Origin of the sequence: Mycobacterium asiaticum DSM 44297 (assembly GCF_000613245.1) — a bacterium.
In the GTDB taxonomy this organism is placed as follows: domain Bacteria; phylum Actinomycetota; class Actinomycetes; order Mycobacteriales; family Mycobacteriaceae; genus Mycobacterium; species Mycobacterium asiaticum.
On record NZ_HG964936.1, the window covers coordinates 851,323 to 870,041 of the forward strand.

The 18,719-nt window shown below is 67.1% G+C and carries 14 protein-coding genes and 4 pseudogenes; 13 read left to right on the forward strand and 5 right to left on the reverse strand.

The features are described from left to right. The 4 genes and pseudogenes from BN972_RS04060 to BN972_RS04070 form a co-directional block, all read left to right on the forward strand. Window positions 1-762, forward strand: a pseudogene (locus tag BN972_RS04060) (hypothetical protein); the annotation flags it as partial. Further along, window positions 729-1,013 (forward strand): hypothetical protein, encoded by a 285-nt coding sequence (locus tag BN972_RS27565; RefSeq protein ID WP_051545028.1) that lies wholly within the window; start codon window positions 729-731, stop codon window positions 1,011-1,013. The pseudogene BN972_RS04060 and the gene BN972_RS27565, both read left to right, overlap by 34 nt. Before the next feature lie 26 nt (window positions 1,014-1,039). Beyond that, window positions 1,040-1,867, forward strand: coding sequence for a biotin--[acetyl-CoA-carboxylase] ligase (locus BN972_RS04065; RefSeq protein WP_036353166.1), 828 nt, complete (start codon window positions 1,040-1,042; stop codon window positions 1,865-1,867). 41 nt (window positions 1,868-1,908) lie between these two features. Beyond that, window positions 1,909-2,429, forward strand: a pseudogene (locus tag BN972_RS04070) (PH domain-containing protein). Here the strand turns inward: BN972_RS04070 and BN972_RS04075 are convergent. Next, a complete protein-coding gene (locus tag BN972_RS04075; RefSeq protein ID WP_036353168.1) occupies window positions 2,384-3,073 on the reverse strand; it encodes a GtrA family protein in 690 nt (229 codons plus the stop codon). The pseudogene BN972_RS04070 and the gene BN972_RS04075 sit on opposite strands and share 46 nt — an antisense overlap. 99 nt (window positions 3,074-3,172) lie before the next feature. Between BN972_RS04075 and BN972_RS04080 the strand changes: the two genes are divergently transcribed. The 6 genes from BN972_RS04080 (at window position 3,173) to BN972_RS04105 (ending at window position 9,748) form a co-directional block, all read left to right on the forward strand. Continuing rightward, entirely contained in the window at window positions 3,173-4,438 is a 1,266-nt protein-coding gene (locus BN972_RS04080; protein WP_036356483.1) for a 5-(carboxyamino)imidazole ribonucleotide synthase, read from the forward strand. 207 nt (window positions 4,439-4,645) lie between these two features. Then, window positions 4,646-5,161, forward strand: a complete 516-nt coding sequence (gene purE / locus BN972_RS04085; RefSeq protein WP_036353171.1) for a 5-(carboxyamino)imidazole ribonucleotide mutase — start codon at window positions 4,646-4,648, stop codon at window positions 5,159-5,161. Between the two features lie 23 nt (window positions 5,162-5,184). Further along, a complete protein-coding gene (locus BN972_RS04090) occupies window positions 5,185-6,354 on the forward strand; it encodes an acyl-CoA dehydrogenase (protein WP_036353175.1) in 1,170 nt (389 codons plus the stop codon). A gap of 196 nt (window positions 6,355-6,550) precedes the next feature. Continuing rightward, window positions 6,551-7,705 carry a PP2C family protein-serine/threonine phosphatase gene (locus BN972_RS04095; RefSeq protein ID WP_036356485.1) on the forward strand — a complete coding sequence of 385 codons (1,155 nt, stop codon included), beginning with the start codon at window positions 6,551-6,553 and terminating at the stop codon, window positions 7,703-7,705. A gap of 74 nt (window positions 7,706-7,779) precedes the next feature. Continuing rightward, complete coding sequence (locus tag BN972_RS04100; RefSeq protein ID WP_080696785.1) at window positions 7,780-9,324, forward strand: sensor histidine kinase; 1,545 nt, start codon at window positions 7,780-7,782, stop codon at window positions 9,322-9,324. After that, a complete protein-coding gene (locus BN972_RS04105; protein ID WP_036353178.1) occupies window positions 9,308-9,748 on the forward strand; it encodes a response regulator in 441 nt (146 codons plus the stop codon). The genes BN972_RS04100 and BN972_RS04105 overlap by 17 nt, the downstream gene beginning before the upstream one ends. 10 nt (window positions 9,749-9,758) lie before the next feature. Here the strand turns inward: BN972_RS04105 and BN972_RS04110 are convergent. From BN972_RS04110 to BN972_RS04120, 3 genes and pseudogenes are all read right to left on the reverse strand, one after another. Continuing rightward, window positions 9,759-12,010 (reverse strand): annotated as a pseudogene (locus BN972_RS04110) (SulP family inorganic anion transporter). A gap of 238 nt (window positions 12,011-12,248) precedes the next feature. Next, a complete protein-coding gene (locus tag BN972_RS04115) occupies window positions 12,249-13,421 on the reverse strand; it encodes a CoA transferase (protein ID WP_036353181.1) in 1,173 nt (390 codons plus the stop codon). Further along, the gene (locus BN972_RS04120; RefSeq protein ID WP_036353184.1) at window positions 13,421-14,350 is read right to left on the reverse strand and encodes a class I SAM-dependent methyltransferase; all 930 of its coding nucleotides are present in this window, start codon (window positions 14,348-14,350) and stop codon (window positions 13,421-13,423) included. The genes BN972_RS04115 and BN972_RS04120 overlap by 1 nt, the downstream gene beginning before the upstream one ends. A gap of 81 nt (window positions 14,351-14,431) precedes the next feature. Here BN972_RS04120 and BN972_RS04125 point away from each other — a divergent pair, with 81 nt between their 5' ends. From BN972_RS04125 to BN972_RS30925, 3 genes are all read left to right on the forward strand, one after another. Continuing rightward, window positions 14,432-15,082, forward strand: coding sequence for a cation transporter (locus BN972_RS04125; protein WP_051545030.1), 651 nt, complete (start codon window positions 14,432-14,434; stop codon window positions 15,080-15,082). 212 nt (window positions 15,083-15,294) lie between these two features. After that, the gene (locus tag BN972_RS04130; protein WP_036353187.1) at window positions 15,295-16,695 is read left to right on the forward strand and encodes a PPE family protein, SVP subgroup; all 1,401 of its coding nucleotides are present in this window, start codon (window positions 15,295-15,297) and stop codon (window positions 16,693-16,695) included. Window positions 16,696-16,744: 49 nt separating this feature from the next. Further along, complete coding sequence (locus BN972_RS30925) at window positions 16,745-18,121, forward strand: PPE family protein (RefSeq protein WP_036353190.1); 1,377 nt, start codon at window positions 16,745-16,747, stop codon at window positions 18,119-18,121. A gap of 14 nt (window positions 18,122-18,135) precedes the next feature. On the opposite strand, the pseudogene ctpC reads toward BN972_RS30925, so the two are convergent. Then, window positions 18,136-18,719: pseudogene (gene ctpC / locus BN972_RS30145) on the reverse strand (manganese-exporting P-type ATPase CtpC); the annotation flags it as partial.

Here is an 18,719-nt window from a genome sequence, read left to right on the forward strand (position 1 = left end):
TGGTCAAAACGCTGCTTCGGCCACAGCGGTAGGCAGCAGCGTCACCAGCACGTGATCCCGGCGGCGGTGCTGTCGGTGGAAACGGCATCTGTTGGCAGCACCGACGGAATCGGTGTGTCGGCCACCGGCGGGGCCGGCGGTAATGGTGGCGGCAGCGGATTGCTGTGGGGCCACGGTGGCGCCGGCGGGGCCGGCGGGTCCGCCTCCGGCGGTGACGGCGGAACCGGCGGAAGCCCGACGACGAATGGTGGCAGCGCCCAGGCTATCGCTGACGACACGGTCGCCATCGGCGGTGACGCGACTGCCGGCGACGCCCGTGGGGGCGCGGTCACGGTGACCGGTGGGGCCGGTGGAACTGGCGGCGCCGGCGCGCTGTTCTGGGGTGACGGTGGCGCCGGCGGTGCCGGCGGGGCGGCAACCGGCGGCAACGGCGGCGGGGGCGGATCCCCGAGTGCCGTCGGTGGATACGCAAGCACCATATCCATATCCGCGACGGCCCAGGCCTCCGGTGGCAATGCTGTGGTGGGCGACACCGATGGCGGCGCGGTGACGGTGACCGGCGGGGCGGTGGAGTCGGCGGAGCGGGCGGCCTGTTGGGCGGTGACGGTGGCATCGGCGGACGCGGCGGGGCCGCGCTGGGCGGCGACGGCGGTGCTGGCGGCTCCCCGCTGGCGAGGGGCGGAGACGCCATCTGGGCCGGCGGCGAGCCGACCGGCGGAGACGCCGAGGTGGGCACGACCTTCGGTGGCGCGGTCACCGTGACCGGCGGAGCCGGCGGAGCGGGCGGCAGCGGCGGAGCCTACTGGGGTGAAGGCGGAGCCGGCGGGCGCGGCGGCGTCGCAACCGGCGGTGCCACCGGCGCACTCGGCAACCCAATTGCCGGGAGTGGGGCGGCTCTGCCGTCCGCCACTTACGCCGCTGCAGGAACCGGGACCGTCGGGGCCAGCGGCGGCGGAGTGGTGACAACCAACGCCGGCGCGGACGGCGCCACCGGCGCAGCCGGGCGGATCTGAGCCAGCCGGTCGGTAAGCTGCGCGGGATGACCGACCGCGATCAGCTCCGACCGCCGATCGACGAGTCCGCGCTGCGCGCCGAGGTGCTCGGCGACTCGTCGTACTGGCGACAACTCGATGTCGTTGCCCAAGCGGGCTCCACCAACGCCGACCTGCTGGCGCGGGCGGCGTCCGGCGCCGATATCGACGGCGCGGTCTTGATCGCCGAGCACCAGACCGCGGGGCGGGGTCGGCACGGCCGCGGCTGGTCGGCGTCGCCACGAGCGCAGATCACCATGTCGGTCGGGGTGCGGGTGGACGATGTCCCCGCCGCGGGCTGGGGTTGGCTGTCGCTGGCGACCGGCCTGGCCGTCGTCGACGCGGTGGCCGGGGTCAGCACCGTCGAGGCCGGCCTGAAGTGGCCGAACGACGTGCTGGCCCATGGTGCCAAGCTGGCCGGGATCCTGACCGAGGTCACGCAGCCGTTCGCGGTGGTCGGGGTGGGACTCAACGTCACCGAGGCCCCCGAGGACGTCGACGGGCCCGGCGCCACTTCGTTGCTGGACCAGGGCGTGGCGCAGCCAGACCGAACGGTGTTGGCGGGCAGGCTGCTGCGGGAACTGGGGGACCGCATCGCCGCCTGGCGGGCCGCGGGCGGAGCCGATTCCCGGTTGGCCAACGATTACCGGGCCCGCAGCCTGACCGTCGGCTCCCGCGTGCGCGCCGAGTTGCCGGGTGGACAGGCGCTGGTCGGTATCGCGCGCGACATCGACGAACAGGGCCGGCTGTGCCTGCAGACCTGGGATCCCAACGACGCGAGCAAATCGGGCCAGACGGTGGTGGTGTCCGCCGGCGACGTCGTGCATCTGCGCTGAAATCCGCGCTGAAGGCCTCCACCAGCGATTAAGGTCACGGAATGAGCTATCCGGACAACGCCCTGGCCGCCGGTGAAAAGGTAGTGCTGCATCGCCATCCGCATTGGAAGCGGCTGATCCTGCCGATCGTGGTGCTGGTTCTGGTGACCGGGCTGGCCGCTGTGGGCTCGGGGTTTGTCGAGTCCACTCCGTGGCAACCGATGGCGAAAGAAGATCCTCTACGGCGGTGATCTGGGGGATCTGGCTGATCATCATCGGCTGGCTGACGATCTGGCCGTTCCTGACCTGGCTGACCACGCATTTTGTGGTGACCAACCGGCGCGTGATGTACCGGCATGGCGTGCTGACCCGCAACGGGATTGACATCCCGTTGGCCCGGATCAACAGCGTCGAGTTCCGCGATCGGATTTCCGAACGAATGTTCCGCACCGGGACGCTGATTATCGAGTCGGCGTCACAAGATCCATTGGAGTTCTACAACATTCCGCGCCTGCGCGAGGTGCACGCGCTGCTGTATCACGAAGTCTTCGACACCCTGGGCTCGGAGGAATCGCCGAGCTGAGACCCCGTCCGGATCGTCGCCCGACTGGCCCGGCGGTTGCGCCACGCCCGTAGGACGGTGACGTTGGTGTCCGGAAAGCCACCCTCTATCGCGTCCTCGAAGACCTCGGCGATTCCGCCCGCCGTCAATGCGGACTCCAGCGCCTTGTCCGGGTTGCGCGCGAACTGGTCGGGGAACACCCAGCGCCGGAACGCCCAGAACCGGAACGCCATCTGCAGCAGGTTTCCGATGATGTAGGCGGACAGGAAGTCCGCCAGGTTTTCCACCGTCAGTGTCACGTTGGGAACGCGCAGTTGCAGGACGTAACTGGAGAACCACAGCGGCGCCATACTCAACAGCACGCCGACGCCACTGAACGCGAAGAACAGCAGCGCTTCGTGGTGACGCTCGCGTCCGCCGCGGTCCCGGAAACTCCACTCGCGATTCAGCACGTAGGACGCGATGACCGCGACGATGCCGGCGATAACCTTGGCGGTGACCGGCTTGGGTTCGAGAATTGTCAGCTTCAGCGTGTAGAAAATTGCTGAGTCGATGATGAATGTGGTGCCGCCGACGATGGCGAATTTGATCAGCTCATGGTGGCGCATCGCGAAGGGTTGAAGGACCCCGGGGAGGCGCGCAATTGTGGCATCGGCAAAGGACACAGTGCGCCAGTCTACGGTTGATCTCGAAACCGGCGCAAAATGGTACATAACGATTTGGCGGACCAGCCGGCAAACACGCCGGTCAGGCGTCGTGACAACATGATTGCCGTGCCGAGTCCCCGCACCCCACTTGTCGCCATGGTCGGCGGCGGCCAACTGGCCCGAATGACCCATCAAGCCGCCATCGCCCTGGGGCAGAGCTTGCGTGTGCTGGCAAACGCCGCCGACGAGCCCGCCGCCCAGGTTTCCCCGGATGTGGTGATTGGGTCGCACACCGATCTGGAGGATCTGCGCCGGGTGGCGGCCGGTGCCAACGTGCTGACGTTCGACCACGAGCACGTGCCGCCCGACTTGCTGGACAAGCTGGTCGCCGAGGGCATCAATGTGGCCCCGCCACCGCATGCGTTGTTGCACGCTCAGGACAAGCTGGTGATGCGGCGGCGGCTGGAGGAACTCGGCGCGCCGGTGCCGCGGTACTTGGGCATCGAGAGCTCCGAGGGCATCGACGAGCTGGACATTTTCGCCGCGACCGTCGACGTGCCGATAGTGGTGAAGGCGGCCAGGGGCGGCTACGACGGCAAAGGCGTGCGGGTGGCCGACGACGCGGCGCAGGCGCGTGACATCGCCCGCGACTACCTGGCCAGCGGCATTTCGGCGCTGATCGAGGAGCGGGTGGTGTTGCGGCGGGAGCTTTCGGCGCTGGTCGCGCGCTCGCCGTTCGGGCAGGGTGCGGCGTGGCCGGTGGTGGAGACCGTGCAACGGGACGGCATCTGCGTCCAGGTGATCGCGCCTGCCCCGGACCTGCCCGAAGAGACGGCCGCCGAGGCCCAGCGGCTGGCGTTGCGACTGGCCGGCGAATTGGGGGTGGTCGGGGTACTTGCTGTTGAGTTGTTCGAGACCGCCGATGGGTCGCTGCTGGTCAACGAGCTGGCGATGCGACCGCACAATTCCGGGCACTGGACCATGGACGGGTCGCTGACCAGCCAGTTCGAGCAGCATTTGCGGGCGGTGCTGGACTATCCGCTTGGCCATACCGATGCGGTGGCACCGGTGACCGTGATGGCCAACGTGCTGGGCGCCGCGCAGGAGCCGGCCATGACCGTCGACGAACGCATGCACCACCTATTCGCCCGGATGCCTGACGCCCGGGTCCACCTGTACGGCAAGACCGAGCGTCCCGGCCGCAAGGTGGGGCACATCAACTTCGTCGGCACCGATGTCGCGGATGCGCAGGGCCTCGCCGAGCTGCGGGAGCGCGCCGAGCTGGCGGCGCACTGGTTGTCACACGCGCAGTGGACGGACGGATGGGATCCGCACGCCGGCGACGATGCAGAGCGCAGCGATGAGGAGGAGCGGCGTAGATGATTCACGCCGGCGACGATGCAGAGCGCAGCGATGAGGAGGAGCGGCGTAGATGATTCACGCCGGCGACGATGCAGAGCGCAGCGATGAGGAGGAGCGGCGTAGATGATTCACGCCGGCGACGATGCAGAGCGCAGCGATGAGGAGGAGCGGCGTAGATGATTCACGCCGGCGACGATGCAGAGCGCAGCGATGAGGAGGAGCGGCGTAATGCCTGATTCACCCCGGGTAGGGGTCATCATGGGCAGCGATAGCGACTGGACGGTGATGCAGGACGCCGCCGCGGCGCTCGCCGAATTCGACATCCCGCACGAGGTGCGGGTGGTGTCGGCCCACCGCACGCCGGCGGTGATGTTCGATTACGCCCGGACGGCCGCCGACCGGGGTATCGAAGTGATCATCGCCGGCGCGGGCGGGGCCGCGCACCTGCCCGGCATGGTCGCCGCCGCGACGCCGTTGCCGGTGATCGGGGTGCCGGTGCCGCTGGCGCGCCTGGACGGCCTGGATTCGTTGCTGTCGATCGTGCAGATGCCGGCCGGGGTGCCGGTGGCCACGGTGTCCATCGGCGGCGCCCGCAACGCCGGTCTGTTGGCGGTGCGGATGCTGGCGGCGGCCGATCCGGAACTGCGGGCCCGGGTGGTGGCGTTCCAGGATCAGCTGGCCGAGACCGTCGCGGGCAAGGATGCGGCGTTACAACAGCTGCAGGGTAAAGTTACCCGCGAGTAGCAAGAGACTAGGAGGTCTCAAAAATGGCTGGATGGGCCGGAAATCCGTCGTTCGATCTGTTCCAACTGCCCGAAGAGCACCAGGAGTTACGGGCCGCGATCCGGGCGCTGGCGGAGAAGGAGATCGCTCCGCACGCCGCCGACGTCGACGAGAACTCCCGGTTCCCGCAGGAGGCGCTGGATGCGCTTAACGCCTCGGGCTTCAATGCGGTGCACGTGCCCGAGGAGTACGGCGGGCAGGGCGCGGACTCGGTGGCGGCGTGCATCGTGATCGAGGAGGTGGCCCGGGTCGACACGTCGGCGTCACTGATCCCGGCCGTGAACAAGCTGGGCACCATGGGCCTGATCCTGCGCGGTTCCGAAGAGCTCAAGAAGCAGGTGCTGCCGCAGGTGGCCGACGGGACTGCGATGGCCTCCTACGCACTGAGCGAGCGGGAGGCGGGTTCGGACGCCGCGTCCATGCGTACTCGGGCCAAGGCCGACGGCGACGACTGGATTCTCAACGGCGCCAAAGCCTGGATCACCAATGGCGGCAAATCTTCCTGGTACACGGTGATGGCCGTGACCGATCCCGACAAGGGCGCCAACGGCATCTCGGCGTTCATGGTGCACATCGACGACGAAGGCTTCGTCGTCGGTCCCAAGGAGCGCAAGCTGGGTATCAAGGGTTCGCCCACCACGGAGTTGTACTTCGAGAACTGCCGGATCCCGGGCGACCGAATCATCGGTGAGCCAGGCACCGGCTTCAAGACGGCGCTCGCGACGCTGGACCACACCCGTCCGACCATCGGAGCCCAAGCCGTGGGCATCGCCCAGGGCGCGGTGGACGCTGCGATCGCATACACCAAGGATCGCAAGCAGTTTGGTCAGTCGATCAGCAACTTCCAGGCGGTGCAGTTCATGATCGCCGACATGGCGATGAAGGTGGAGGCGGCCCGGCTCATGGTCTATTCGGCGGCCGCCCGCGCCGAGCGCGGTGAGGGCAATCTGGGATTCATCTCGGCCGCCTCGAAGTGTCTGGCTTCGGATGTGGCCATGGAGGTCACCACCGATGCCGTGCAGTTGTTCGGTGGTGCCGGCTACACCATCGACTTCCCGGTGGAGCGAATGATGCGCGACGCCAAGATCACTCAGATCTATGAGGGCACCAACCAGATTCAGCGGGTTGTGATGTCGCGCGCATTACTGCGCTGACTTTGCCAAACCGGGCAGTAATTCCCAGCCCACCGCTTAGGATCCTGCTGACCAGGTTCACGCGATTGAGTCACCAGTCGGGATGGTCGGCCACGCGTTCGGGACATGGTGTTTCCGACTGCCCAGGAGGGTACGAGGTGATCGGAACTTGACGTCGGTAGGTGATTACCTAGCCCCGGCGCCCAGCTGGCAGTCGTTGTCCCTGTTGTTGGTCGAAGATGACCGAGCCGACGCGGTACTAGTCGAAGACCTGATTTCCGACGCGGTCGCCGACATCGAGGTGATCTGGGCGCAGTCGATCGCGCACGCCGAGCGCATGCTGGCCTCCGCCCGCCCCGACTGCGTGCTGCTGGACCTCAATTTGCCGGACGCCAACGGGATCGACGCCCTTGATCGCATCCTCAAAAGCGATTCGACCGTGCCCATCGTCGTGCTGACCGGCCTGAACGACGAGTACTTCGGCGCTTCCGCGGTGGCCGCCGGCGCGCAGGACTACCTGGTCAAGGGGCGCGTCGAGCCGGAGATGCTGCGGCGAGCGCTGCTCTACGCGATTGAGCGCAAGCGTGCCGAGTTGATCGCCGCCGACCTGCAGGCCAGCCAGGTCCGCGCCCGCGAGAATGCACTCCTGGAACGTGGCCTGCTGCCTTCGCCGCTGCTGCTGGACAACCCGGGTGTCGACATCGTGACCAGGTACCGGCCAAGCCGCGAGAACGCCCTGCTGTGCGGCGACTTCTATGACGTGGTGCAAACCCCTGACCGGGTTACGCACGTGCTGATTGGCGATGTCGCCGGGCACGGTCCCGATGAGGCCGCGTTGGGAGCGGCGCTGCGGATCGCTTGGCGAACCTTGACTTTCGCCGGGATTCACGGCGCGGCGCAGATGCGGCAGCTGGAGCGGGTGCTGCATGCCGAGCGCGCCGGCAACGGTGTCTTCGCCACCGTGCTGAGCCTGGCCATCCCGGCCGGTCCGCCCAACGCCACCCTGGTCAGAGCGGTCCGCGCGGGTCACCCGGGGATGCTGCTGCACGGTGCCGGCACCGTGGAGTGGCTGGAGCCGCCCTACGGTCCGGCTCTGGGTCTCAACGGCGACGACTGGCCGCAGCACGAGCTGGTGCTACCGGCGGGCTGCGGGTTGCTGTTGCTGACCGACGGGCTCTTCGAGGGCTATTCCGGGCAAGGTCGTCACCGCCTCGGTGAAGACGGCCTGCTCGCGCTGGCGCGCAGCCATGCGCAACTGCCCGGGCCGGACTTCGTCGACGCGTTGATCGACGGCGCCCAGCAACTCGCCCAGAGCCACGGCGGGTTGACCGACGACATCGCCGTGGTCCGGGTGGAGCGGATAACCCATTGAGAAGCGACGCCTCCGGTTCACTGGACAAGCCGCGCCTCACCGTGCGCGGATGGCTGGCCCTGGTGCTATCGACGATGGGGCTGCTGGTGCTGATCGGCGCGGTGATCGGTGCTGTGCTGCTGGAGCGCACCGACGAAGTCTCGCGTTCGCTGCGAGACGACATTCAGCCGTCGCGGGTATCGGCTTCCCAGCTGCAATCGGCATTGCGCGACCAGGAAACGGGTCTGCGCGGTTACCTGATCTCGGCCGACCGGCAGTTCCTCACGCCCTACTACGACGGGATGCGTGCCGAAGAGGCGGCCGCGCGAGACATCCGCAACCGGCTGGACGGGCACCCGGACCTGCTCGCCGACCTCAATGCCATCGAGACGGCGGCCGGCAATTGGCGCAGAGATTACGCCGAGCCCCTGATCGCCAGGGTCACCCCAAACTCGCCGACCGTGCTTCCGGGTGCCATGTCGGCCCTCGGCAAGGCCGAATTTGATTCCCTGCGGGCGCTTTTCGACGTGCAGTTCAGGCATCTGACCGCCGCCCGGGACGATGGCACCGCCAAGATCGAACGGATGAACGATTGGCGCGACCGGGTGCTGGGCGCCATGGTGCTGATATTCATCGGCACCGCGGCGTTGTTGGGCCTCCTGGTGCAGCGCTCGGTCACTCGCCCGCTCGAACAACTTGCCAGGGCCTGCCGTCAGATCACCGACGGCCATTTCGGTGACTCCATCACCCCACCCGCGCGGCCGGCCGACATTCGCGGCATCGCCGTCGACGTGGAGAACATGCGGCAGCGCATCGTGGCCGAACTCGACGCATCGCGCTCGGCTCAAGCTCAATTGGACGAACAGGCAAAGGAGTTGCTGCGCTCCAACACCGAGCTCGAGCAGTTCGCGTATGTGGCGTCCCACGATCTGCAGGAGCCCCTGCGCAAGGTCGCCTCGTTCTGCCAGCTGCTCGAAAAGCGCTACGGCGACAAGCTGGATGACCGGGGTATCGAGTACCTCAACTTCGCCGTCGACGGCGCCAAGCGTATGCAGGTGCTGATCAATGACCTACTCAGCTTTTCCCGGGTCGGTCGGCTGAACACCAAATACGGGGCGGTCGCCCTGGACACCACTCTGGACATGGCGCTGGGTAATTTGGCGGCGGCCAAGGAGGAGTCCGGCGCCGAGATCGTGCGTCCCAGCCGGCTACCCGAGATCTTCGGCGACTCAACGCTTTTGACGCAGCTGTGGCAGAACCTGATCGGCAATGCGATGAAGTTCCATCGAGAGGGCCAGCCGCCGCGCGTCGTCGTCGACTGCCGCCCCGGCGACGGCGACCGAGACGGCTACTGGCTGATCACCGTCACCGACAACGGCATCGGCATCCCGGCGGAATTCTCCGACAAAGTATTCGTCATCTTCCAGCGCCTGCACGGGCGCGACGTGTATACCGGAACAGGGCTCGGTCTCGCGTTGTGCAAAAAGATCGTCGAGCATCACGGCGGCACGATTTGGATCGACACGTCCTACACCGAGGGAACCCGGTTCGAGTTCACGCTGCCAGTTGCCGCTCGGGGGGACGGGGCGGGCAAGCACCTGGTCACAGCAGAGGGAGCAAGCAATGGTACCGACCGGTAGACCGATCGACATCCTGCTCGTCGAGGACGACCCGGGAGACGAGCTGATCACCCGAGAAGCCTTCGAGCAGAACAAACTCAAGAACAGGCTGCACGTGGCACGCGACGGCGAAGAGGGCCTGAATTACCTCTACCGGCGGGGGTCATACGAGCACGCGCCGCGACCGGACCTCATCCTGCTGGACTTGAACCTGCCGAAGTACGACGGGCGCCAGCTCCTCGAGAAGATCAAGTCCGACCCCGACCTGTCTCGCATTCCCGTCGTGGTGCTGACGACCTCATCGGCCGAAGAGGACATCCTGCGCAGCTACAAACTGCACGCCAACGCCTACGTCACCAAGCCCGTCGACCTCGACCAGTTCATCACCGCGGTGCGGCAGATCGACGAGTTCTTCCTTCAGGTGGTGCGGTTGCCGCAGAGCTAACCGACCGAGGCTAGTGCGTGCCGGCACCTTCGGGCTCGTGTACCAAACCTTCAGCGGTCACCTCGTGCACGTGAACCGTCGCGAAGTCGAAGAACATCCCCACGACATGCAGTGACCCGTCGGCCACCGCGGGGGCCAATATCGGGTGGCGGGCGAGCCTTTCCACCTGCACGGCCACATTCACGATCGCGAGCTGGTCGGCCTCGCTGAAGCGGTGGCCGTTGGAAGTGGCGCTGGAGCGCGTTGGATGGCCGTCCCGGAATCGGGCCAGGCTTTCTTCGGCATGCTCGAGCCATTGGTCCATGGCGCCGGAATGGTCACCCGGCGACTCGTGGTCGAGCAGCGCTTGCATCGCGCGGCAGGACGAATGTCCGCAGACTACAACCGAACTCGCGCCAAGCTGGTTGACCGCGAAGTCCAGTGCGGCGTCCACCGAGTGCTCATCGGGATTGGTCGGAACGAGGTTGCCCACGTTGCGGACGATGTAGAGGTCGCCGGGCCGGCTGGCGGTGATGACGTCGGGCAGAATCCGGGAGTCGGCACAGGTGATGAACACCGTGTCGGGGTTCTGCGAGTCGACCAGTTCCGAAACGTGGTGATGGAGCCTGCCGACCCCGTTGCGGTGATATTCCTTGATGCCGTGGCGAATCGACGGCTCTTCATGTTCGTGATCGTGGTCGCGTCGCGACGGCCACGGTTCGCGGAGCGAGCCGGAAATGAAGTGGCGTTTGGGGGGCTATGGTGCGCGCTGGACAGGCCGGCGGGTGATGTCTCGTGGATGGTTACCGTTCCGCCGCCGGCCTCATGGCCGGCCTTCCAGTCCGAGATCGCCTCGGAGATCGAGTGGTCGATGTAATCCGCATTGAGGTTCAGTGTCACGTCCGAGCCCTGCGGCAGGGTTGCCAGCACACCGGTCAGTCGCGGCATCAGCAGGAAGCTCAGGGTGCCGTCGATGTCGACGTGCCACTTCTTGGTCTCGTTGCCGACCGGTCGGGCCTCGATCGGCGCCCGCACCACCCGCACGAGTAGGAACAAGATCGCGACGCCGAGGCCGATCGCCACCCCCTCGAGCAGGTTGAGGAATACGACGCACACGATGGTGATGACGTAGACCACGAAATTTCCGGTGCGCCAAGCCAGTTCGACGTGGGCCAGCTTCACGAGCTGGGCGCCGATGACGATCAGCAGACCGGCCAGCGCCGCCTTCGGGATCAGTTCCACCAAGTTGGTGAACAGCGACGCGAACAGCAGGACCCAGACGCCGTGCAGGATCGCAGACATCCGGGTCCGCGCACCCGCGGCTACGTTGGCCGAGCTGCGCACGATGACACCGGTGATCGGCAACCCGCCCAGCAGGCCGGACAACATGTTCGCGCTGCCCTGGCCGATCATCTCCCGGTTGAAGTTGGTGCGCGGGCCGTTGTGCAGCTTGTCCACGCCGACCGCACACAGCAACGACTCGACGCTGGCGATCAGCGCAATCGTCAGCACACCTAGGACGATGGCGCTAATCTCGTGTGTCCACGGCTGGCCGCTCGGGGCTTTCTCCGCCAGCTGCGGCAGGCCGATGGCGTCGAAGAAGCTACCCGAGAGGTTGATGCGCTCGACGTCAAGTCCGACGAGCTTGGCGAGTACGGTCGCCAGGACGATCGCCACCAGAGCGCCGGGAATCATCCGCATTTTCGGCGGTAGCTTCGACCACAACAACAGGATGCCGATAACGGTGCCGCCGACGATCACCTCGTGCAGTTCGTGATGCAGGATGCCGTTGGGCAGGGCCACCAAGTTCTCCCAAGCCGAGCTATGGGAGGTTCCGCCGACCAGCACGTGGATCTGCTGCAGGACGATCGTGATGCCGATACCGGCCAGCATGGCGTGCACCACCACAGGCGCGATGGCCAGGGCGGCGCGCGCCATCCGGCTCACTCCGAACAGGATCTGGAGCGCGCCCGCCGCCGCGGTCATGATGCACAGCATCTCCCAGCCGAGCTCTTGGATCAGCTCGGCGACCACCACGGTCAGCCCGGCCGCCGGGCCGCTGACCTGCACCGCCGAACCGCCCAGGGTGCCGGCTACGATGCCGCCGATCACCGCGGCGATCAGCCCGGCGGCCAGCGGAGCCCCCGACGCGATCGCGATGCCGAGCGACAGCGGCAACGCGACCAGGAACACCACCAGCGAAGCCGGCACGTCGTAGCGCAAGTTGTCGCGGATTCGGTGTGATTGGGGCGCCGGGTGGGAACCGTTGACAGCGCTGCTCATAAAACTCCTTGGGCCGGTCCTGCAGACCCTTCCCGACAGGCGTGAACACATCGGGTCGATTAGGTGTCCGTCGGGCGTCGGAACGGGAGAGCACATATTTGTGGGCAGCAAATATCTGAATCCCGCTGTAGCCGTATGCTCAAATACTCCATGCACGTCAGCGCCGCGCGCCAAACTCCACACCGATTCATTGCCGATTCAAAGAAAAGCAAGTTTTAACGAGGCGATTCTCCAAAAATCAGGTAAGAAACAAATCGTTATGTTGACCGACGTCCGGAGGCGGCTCGCTGACCCTGGCGTCGAAGGCGGCGTACCGCGCCGGGGTGCGGATGACGGTGACGGCGTCGTCGCCACTGCCCACCGCCAGCGCGAGGTCGTTCTCGGCGAACAGCGGGGTGTCGACCACCTGCTTCCAGGTGTAGGCCAAGCAGGCCATCAGGCCGGCTTCCTGCAGTAGCTCCACCCATTCGGCGGCCGTCTTGGCGGCCAGCGCCGACTCCAGCTCTTCGGTCAGCTCGGGATAGTTGATCGCCCGGGACCGCTGATCGGCGAACCGCTCGTCGTCGACAAGCTCGGGCCGGCCGATCACGTGGCACAGCTTTGCCCAATGCTTGGGGACATACGCACTGATCACCAGGTATCCGTCGGCGGCCTTGAAGGCGTCTGAGGGCTGGGTGGCAAAGCCCACGCCTCTGCGTTTCTTGGCCGGCGCCGCTGGTTTGGCGGTCTGCTGGGCGCTCGGCTTGTTCAGGTGGATGGTTAGCTGGTTGGCCTGCAGTCCCACGGCAACGTCATACATCGCGACTCGCACCAAATCGCCCACCCCGTGCCGTTCCCGATTGAGCAGCGCGGCCAGTACCGCCTGAGCCAGGACGTGGCCGCTGGCGTTGTCCACCAATTGGAAGGGGATGATCTGCGGTTTGCCGGTCGGGGTGGGCATGCCGGTGCTCATGCCTGCCTCGGCGGCCACCATCAGATCGACGCCCGGCCGGGTGCCGTTGGGCCCGTTGCCGCCGAAGGCGCTCAGTCGCGCATAGATCAGTCGGGGGTTACGCGCCCGCAATTCGTCCGGACCCAGACCGAGGCGCTCCATCACGCCAGGCCGAAAACCTTCCAACACGACGTCGGCGGTGTCGGCCAGCCGCAGTATCTGCTGTTTGGCTCCGTCGGTCGTGAGATCCACCGCCACCGACTTCTTGCCCCGGTTGTTGGGCAGGAAGTAGGTGGCCAGCGGCGGCCGTCCGGGCAGCACCGAGGTGAGGCGCCGGGACTGCTCGCCGCCGGGCGCTTCGATCTTGATGACTTCGGCGCCGAGGTCGGCCAGCACCTGCCCGGCCAGTGGCCCGGCGACATTCTGGGTGAAATCGAGGACCCGGAAACCGTCCAGCGGCTTGGGGGCGTTGTTCGGCATCAAAGGGGCCCTTCCTGATGCAGCACCGCGGTGCAGTAGTAATTCTCGGTGAACAAGGTTTCGTCGGCGGAGTTCTCCCGGGCATGCGGCCGAAATCCGTTGGCGATCAACAACTCATTGAGCGCGGTGCGTGACACCTGCCAGCCGTGCCGTTCCAGATAGGTCGCGACGTCGTTGCGATCACCAGGAAAGCCCAGCCGGTCCATCTCGACGTCGAGGCCGTGTTCATACCACCGGGCAAAAATGGCGTCGTAGAGTTCGCGGCTGGCGGGGGCGCTGAAGAACACCTCGGCCACCAGTTGGCTGCCGTCGGCGCTGAGCATGCTGATGTCGTCCAGGAGGCGGTCCTGACCGTCGGGCGGCAGGTACCCGAACAGCCCCTCGGCGGCCCATGCGGTTGGCTTTTCGGGTTCGAAGCCGGCCCGGCGTAGCGCCGACGGCCAATCGTGGCGTAGATCGACCGGCACGGCGCGCACGTCCGCGGCCGCGACAACGCCCAAGGCCTCAAGCGTGCTGGCTTTGAATTCCAGGACCTGGGGGACGTCGATTTCGAACACCACCGTCCCGGTGGCCCACGGCAGCCGGTAACCCCGGGCGTCCAGTCCGGAAGCCAGAATGACCGCCTGCCGGATACCGGCCGCCTGGCTACTGGTGAAGAACTCGTCGATGTAGCGGGTTCGCGCGGCCTGCTGCTCGGTCATGCGTTGCATGCCCCAGGGGGCATCGGGGAAGTCGACGTCGGCGGTATCCAGCTCGCCGTTGGCCCAGCGGGTGAAAAATTCGATCCCGACGGCGCGGACCAACGGCTCGGCGAACCGGTCATCGATCAGGGCGGCTCGACTAGCCCGGGCCCGTCCCGCTGCCACCATGGTGGCCGTGGCGCCCACACTGGACGCCAGGTCCCAGGTGTCGTTGTCCGTGCGGGCCATCGTTTAGACACATTAACCAGCCGTCGGCCGCGCCCACACTTGGTGCGCTGGGAATGTCGGCGGCGCCGCTAGCATCGTGGGATGGAAATCGCGGCCCACTCCCACGCGCCGGCGACTCCATTTGTGCGAGACGCTGGCTGGCGCCGCAGTGCGCAGTTGGCCCGCCGGCTGGCGTGGGTCAGTCTCGCCGTGCTGCTTGTCGAGGGCGGCCTGGGATTGTGGGAGGGCCTGACGGTCGGCTCCATCGCCCTGACCGGCTGGGCATTGGGCGGCGGGTCCGAGGGTCTGGCCAGCGCCATGGTGATCTGGCGGTTCAGTGGCGACCGCGTCCTGTCCGAGACCGCGGAGCGGCGCGCACAGCGCGGCGTGGCGGTGTCCTTCTGGCTGGTGGCGCCGTATGTGGCCGCCGAGTCGATCCGTCACCTGCTCAGCGGCGAGCATGCCGAGACGTCGGTGGTGGGCATCGTGTTGACCGCGCTGGCGCTGGTGTTGATGCCGGTGCTGGGCCGGGCCAACCACCGGCTGGGTGCGCGGTTACGCTCGGATGCCACCAAAGGCGAAGGCACACAGAACTATTTGTGTGCCATGCAGGCGGCTGGCGTGCTACTCGGTTTGGCGGTCACGGCGGCCTGGCCCGGCGGTTGGTGGATCGACCCGGTGATCGGTCTGGGCGTCGCGGGCGTCGCGGTGTGGCAGGGCGTGCGGGCCTGGCGTGGCCAGGAGTGCTGCTGAAGCCCATAGGGCCGTGACTCCGCGCTGAGGGCGTCAGCCACTCGCACTTTCTGCCCTGAACGCAGAGTTAACGGCGAGCGGCTTATAACAGGCGCGATTTGCCAGCGCGATGTACCGTGGGCACTTCGGTACGTGGTCGTCGGGTCGCAGCACCACGAGTGGGGGCACGATGGATTCACTTCGGCCAAGGTATCTCGAGGAGCAACGTAGCCATGGATTTCGGGAGCTATCCGCCTGAGGTCAACTCGGCCCGCATGTTTGCCGGTGCGGGGTCAGGACCGTTGTTGGCCGCGGCCCAGGCGTGGGCTGCGCTCGCCGCCGGACTGCAGTCCGCGGCGAGTTCGTACCAAGCGGTGGTATCAGCCTTGACCGCTGGCCCGTGGTTGGGGCCGTCGTCGGTGTCGATGAGCGCTGCGGCTGCGTCGTACGTGGTGTGGTTGCGCGCCACCGCCGCACAGGCCGAAGAAACGTCCACTCACGCCAAGGCCGCGGCCGCTGCCTACCAAACCGCGTTCTCGGCCACGGTTCCGCCTCCGATGGTGGCGGCCAACCGCAGTCAGCTGATGACCCTGATCGCGACCAACGTGTTCGGAATCAACACCCAGGCGATTGCGGCCACCGAAGCACAGTATGCGGAGATGTGGGCCCAGGACGCGGCGGCGATGTACGGCTACGCGGCCTCGTCAGCCTCGGCGACGGCGCTGACGCCTTTCAGCCAACCCCCGCTGACCACTGACCCGGGCGGCTTGGCAGCACAAGAAGCCGCCGCCGGTGAAGCCGGCATCGGCAGCGTCGCGCGAAGCACGGTCCAGCAGGCGTTCTCCGCGGTGCCCAATGCGCTGCAGAGCGCCGCCCCTGCGGCAGCACTTCCAACGGACGAATTGGAGTTGTTGAGCCTGCTGGCCGACCTGGCCACCCTCACGTTCGGCGTGACGGCGGGTATCGCCGCCCTTGGTGTCGGCATACCTTCCAATGTGGTCGGGTTGACCGCCTTTCCGGTGGCCATCTACGGCACCCTGGTGGGTCTTCACACCGACGAGATCCTCAGCGGCTGGAACGGCGAGGAGCCTTTTCCAGGCACTGGGTCGGTGCCGGTCAAGCCGTTCCCGGCGCCGCTGCTCAACTTGCCGGAGGGGACGGTGCCACCGCCGAGGCTGTCGGCCGGCCTGGGTGAGGCGAACACCGTCGGGGCGCTGTCGGTGCCACCGACGTGGACCGTCGCCACCCCGGCGGTGCGCCCCGTCTCCTACACGCTGCCGGCGTTGAGTGAAACGGCGGCGAAGGCCGCCGCCGCACCGGCGGCGGAAGTCAGCTCGGGCACGCTCAGCCAGATGGCACTAGCGGGCCTGGCTGGTCGGGCCATGGGCGGGATCGTTAGTACGGGCGGGGGCAAGGCGGTCAAGAAAGCGGGCGCGCCCGCTCGCGCCAGAGCTGCCGCGGCCGCCGGTGGGAATGCGGAGACCGGCAAAGACGCCGAGGCGCCCGACGACAAGCCGCGGGCCGTAGTCACCGGAGTCGCGGCCGAGCTACGCGAATTCGCCAAGCTCCGCGACGAGGGGATTTTGACAGACGAGGAATACACCGAGCAGAAGAACCGCCTGCTCGGTCGCTGAACTCCCGTCTGACGAAAGCAGTTGCCGTCAAGAAGAGGTATGCGCAGCAGTGGATTTCGGGATCTATCCGCCGGAGATCAACTCCGGTCGGATGTACAGCGGTCCGGGACCGGGACCGATGCTGGCCGCTGCGCAGGCCTGGGACAGCTTGGCCGACGAGCTTTATACAGCGGTGTCCGGATACCAGGCGGCGGTGTCCGAACTTACCGAGGGGGCTTGGTCGGGTCCGTCGTCGGCGGCGATGAGCGCAGCGGCCGGGTCGTACGTGGAATGGGTGAGCGCAAGCGCCGCGCGGGCCGAGCAAACCGCCGCCCAAGCATGGACCGCCGTCGCCGCTTATGAGGCGGCGTTCGCAGCCACGGTGCCACCACCGGAGATCGCCGCCAACCGCAGCCTGCTGGTCGCACTGGTGGCGACTAATTTCCTGGGACAGAACACACCGGCGATCGCGGCCACCGAGGCGCTTTACGCCGAGATGTGGGTGCAGGACAGCCTGGCGATGTACAACTACGCGGCTGCCTCAGCAGCCGCGGCCGAGCTGATGCCGTTTACCTCTCCGGACCAGAACACCGACCCAGCCGGGATGGCCGGCCAAGCCGCCGCAATCAGTCAGCTCGGCACCTTTGCCGGCACTGCGCAAGACGCTATATCGATTGTGCCGCAAGCTTTGTCCGCAATGGCGGTGCCGGCCCAGGCCGAGTTGCTCGATATCGAACTGCTGGCCAGTCTGGCCGCGCTCCTCATCGTGGCACCGACCGACATCGCTGCTACTTACGGGCTCATACCGGCAGAGGTCCTCGCCAATTTCGGGGACTTCCCGCTCGCAGCTTTCACCACCGCTTCGGGTGCCGATGACGATCACAAGATCAGCGCCATGAACGGGGTAGAACCATGGCCGGGTACCGGACCGGCACCCGTGGAGCCGTTTGTCGCGCCGTTGCTGGGGTTGCCTCCCGGCGGGCTTCCGGCGCCGACGATGTCAGTGGCCTTCGGCGGGGCGAACGTGGTCGGAACGTTGACGGTGCCGCCGAGCTGGACCCAAATCGCCGATGACGCAATCGAAATTCGCCCGACCGCGCTCACCACGCCGCTGTCGAGCACGAGCGCGGCCGCGGGACCGGCAGCTGAATTGAGCGCGGCAAACACGTTGAACCAGATGGGAACCGGCGCAATGGCCGGACAGGCGATGGCCGGCCCGCCGGCTGCCGGGACCGGCGAGAGCAACGCCAAACCGGCATGGGTCGCCGGTCGCACCGAGGAAGCACCGGCCGACGACGTCGAGGTGGTGCCCGCGCCGCGGACCGTCATGACCGGCGTCGCCGCCGCGATCCGCGACATCGCCGAACAACGTGCCGCCGGCCTGCTGAGCGAACAGGAATACACCGAGCAGAAGAAGACGCTGCTCGAAATCTCGTTCGGCCGGTAGATCAGTCGGTGCGGTTAGTCCAGCCGGTAGCGGATCAGCCGCGAGCTGTTGGCCACAACTGCCACCGACGACGCGTTGTGCAGGATCGCGGCCAGCACGGGTGACAGCGCGCCGCCCGCACCGATTAGCAGCCCAGCGGCATTCACCGCGATCGACATGCCGTAGTTCTGTCGGATCACGTCTACGGCGCGGGACCCGAGGTCGCGCACGTCGAGCAGGCGGTAGAGATTGTCGTTGGCCAGCGCGACGTCGGCGGTCTCGACGGCGACATCGGTTCCGGCCAGGCCCATCGCGATGCCGATGTCGGCCGCCGCCAGCGCCGGCGCGTCGTTGATGCCGTCGCCCACCATCCCGACGACATAGCCCTCCGCCTGCAGCCCCCGCACCACCTCGAGCTTGTCCTCGGGCATCACCTCGGCGCGCCATTCGTCGATGCCCAGCTCGTCGGCGACCACCTGGGCGATATCGGGATGATCCCCGGTCAGCATGACAATCCGGCGAACGCCGTTGGCACGCAACCGGTTCAGCACCTCGGCCGCCTCGGGCCGCACCTCGTCGCGCAGGCTGATCAGGCCCACCAGCTTGCCGTCCACCGCCA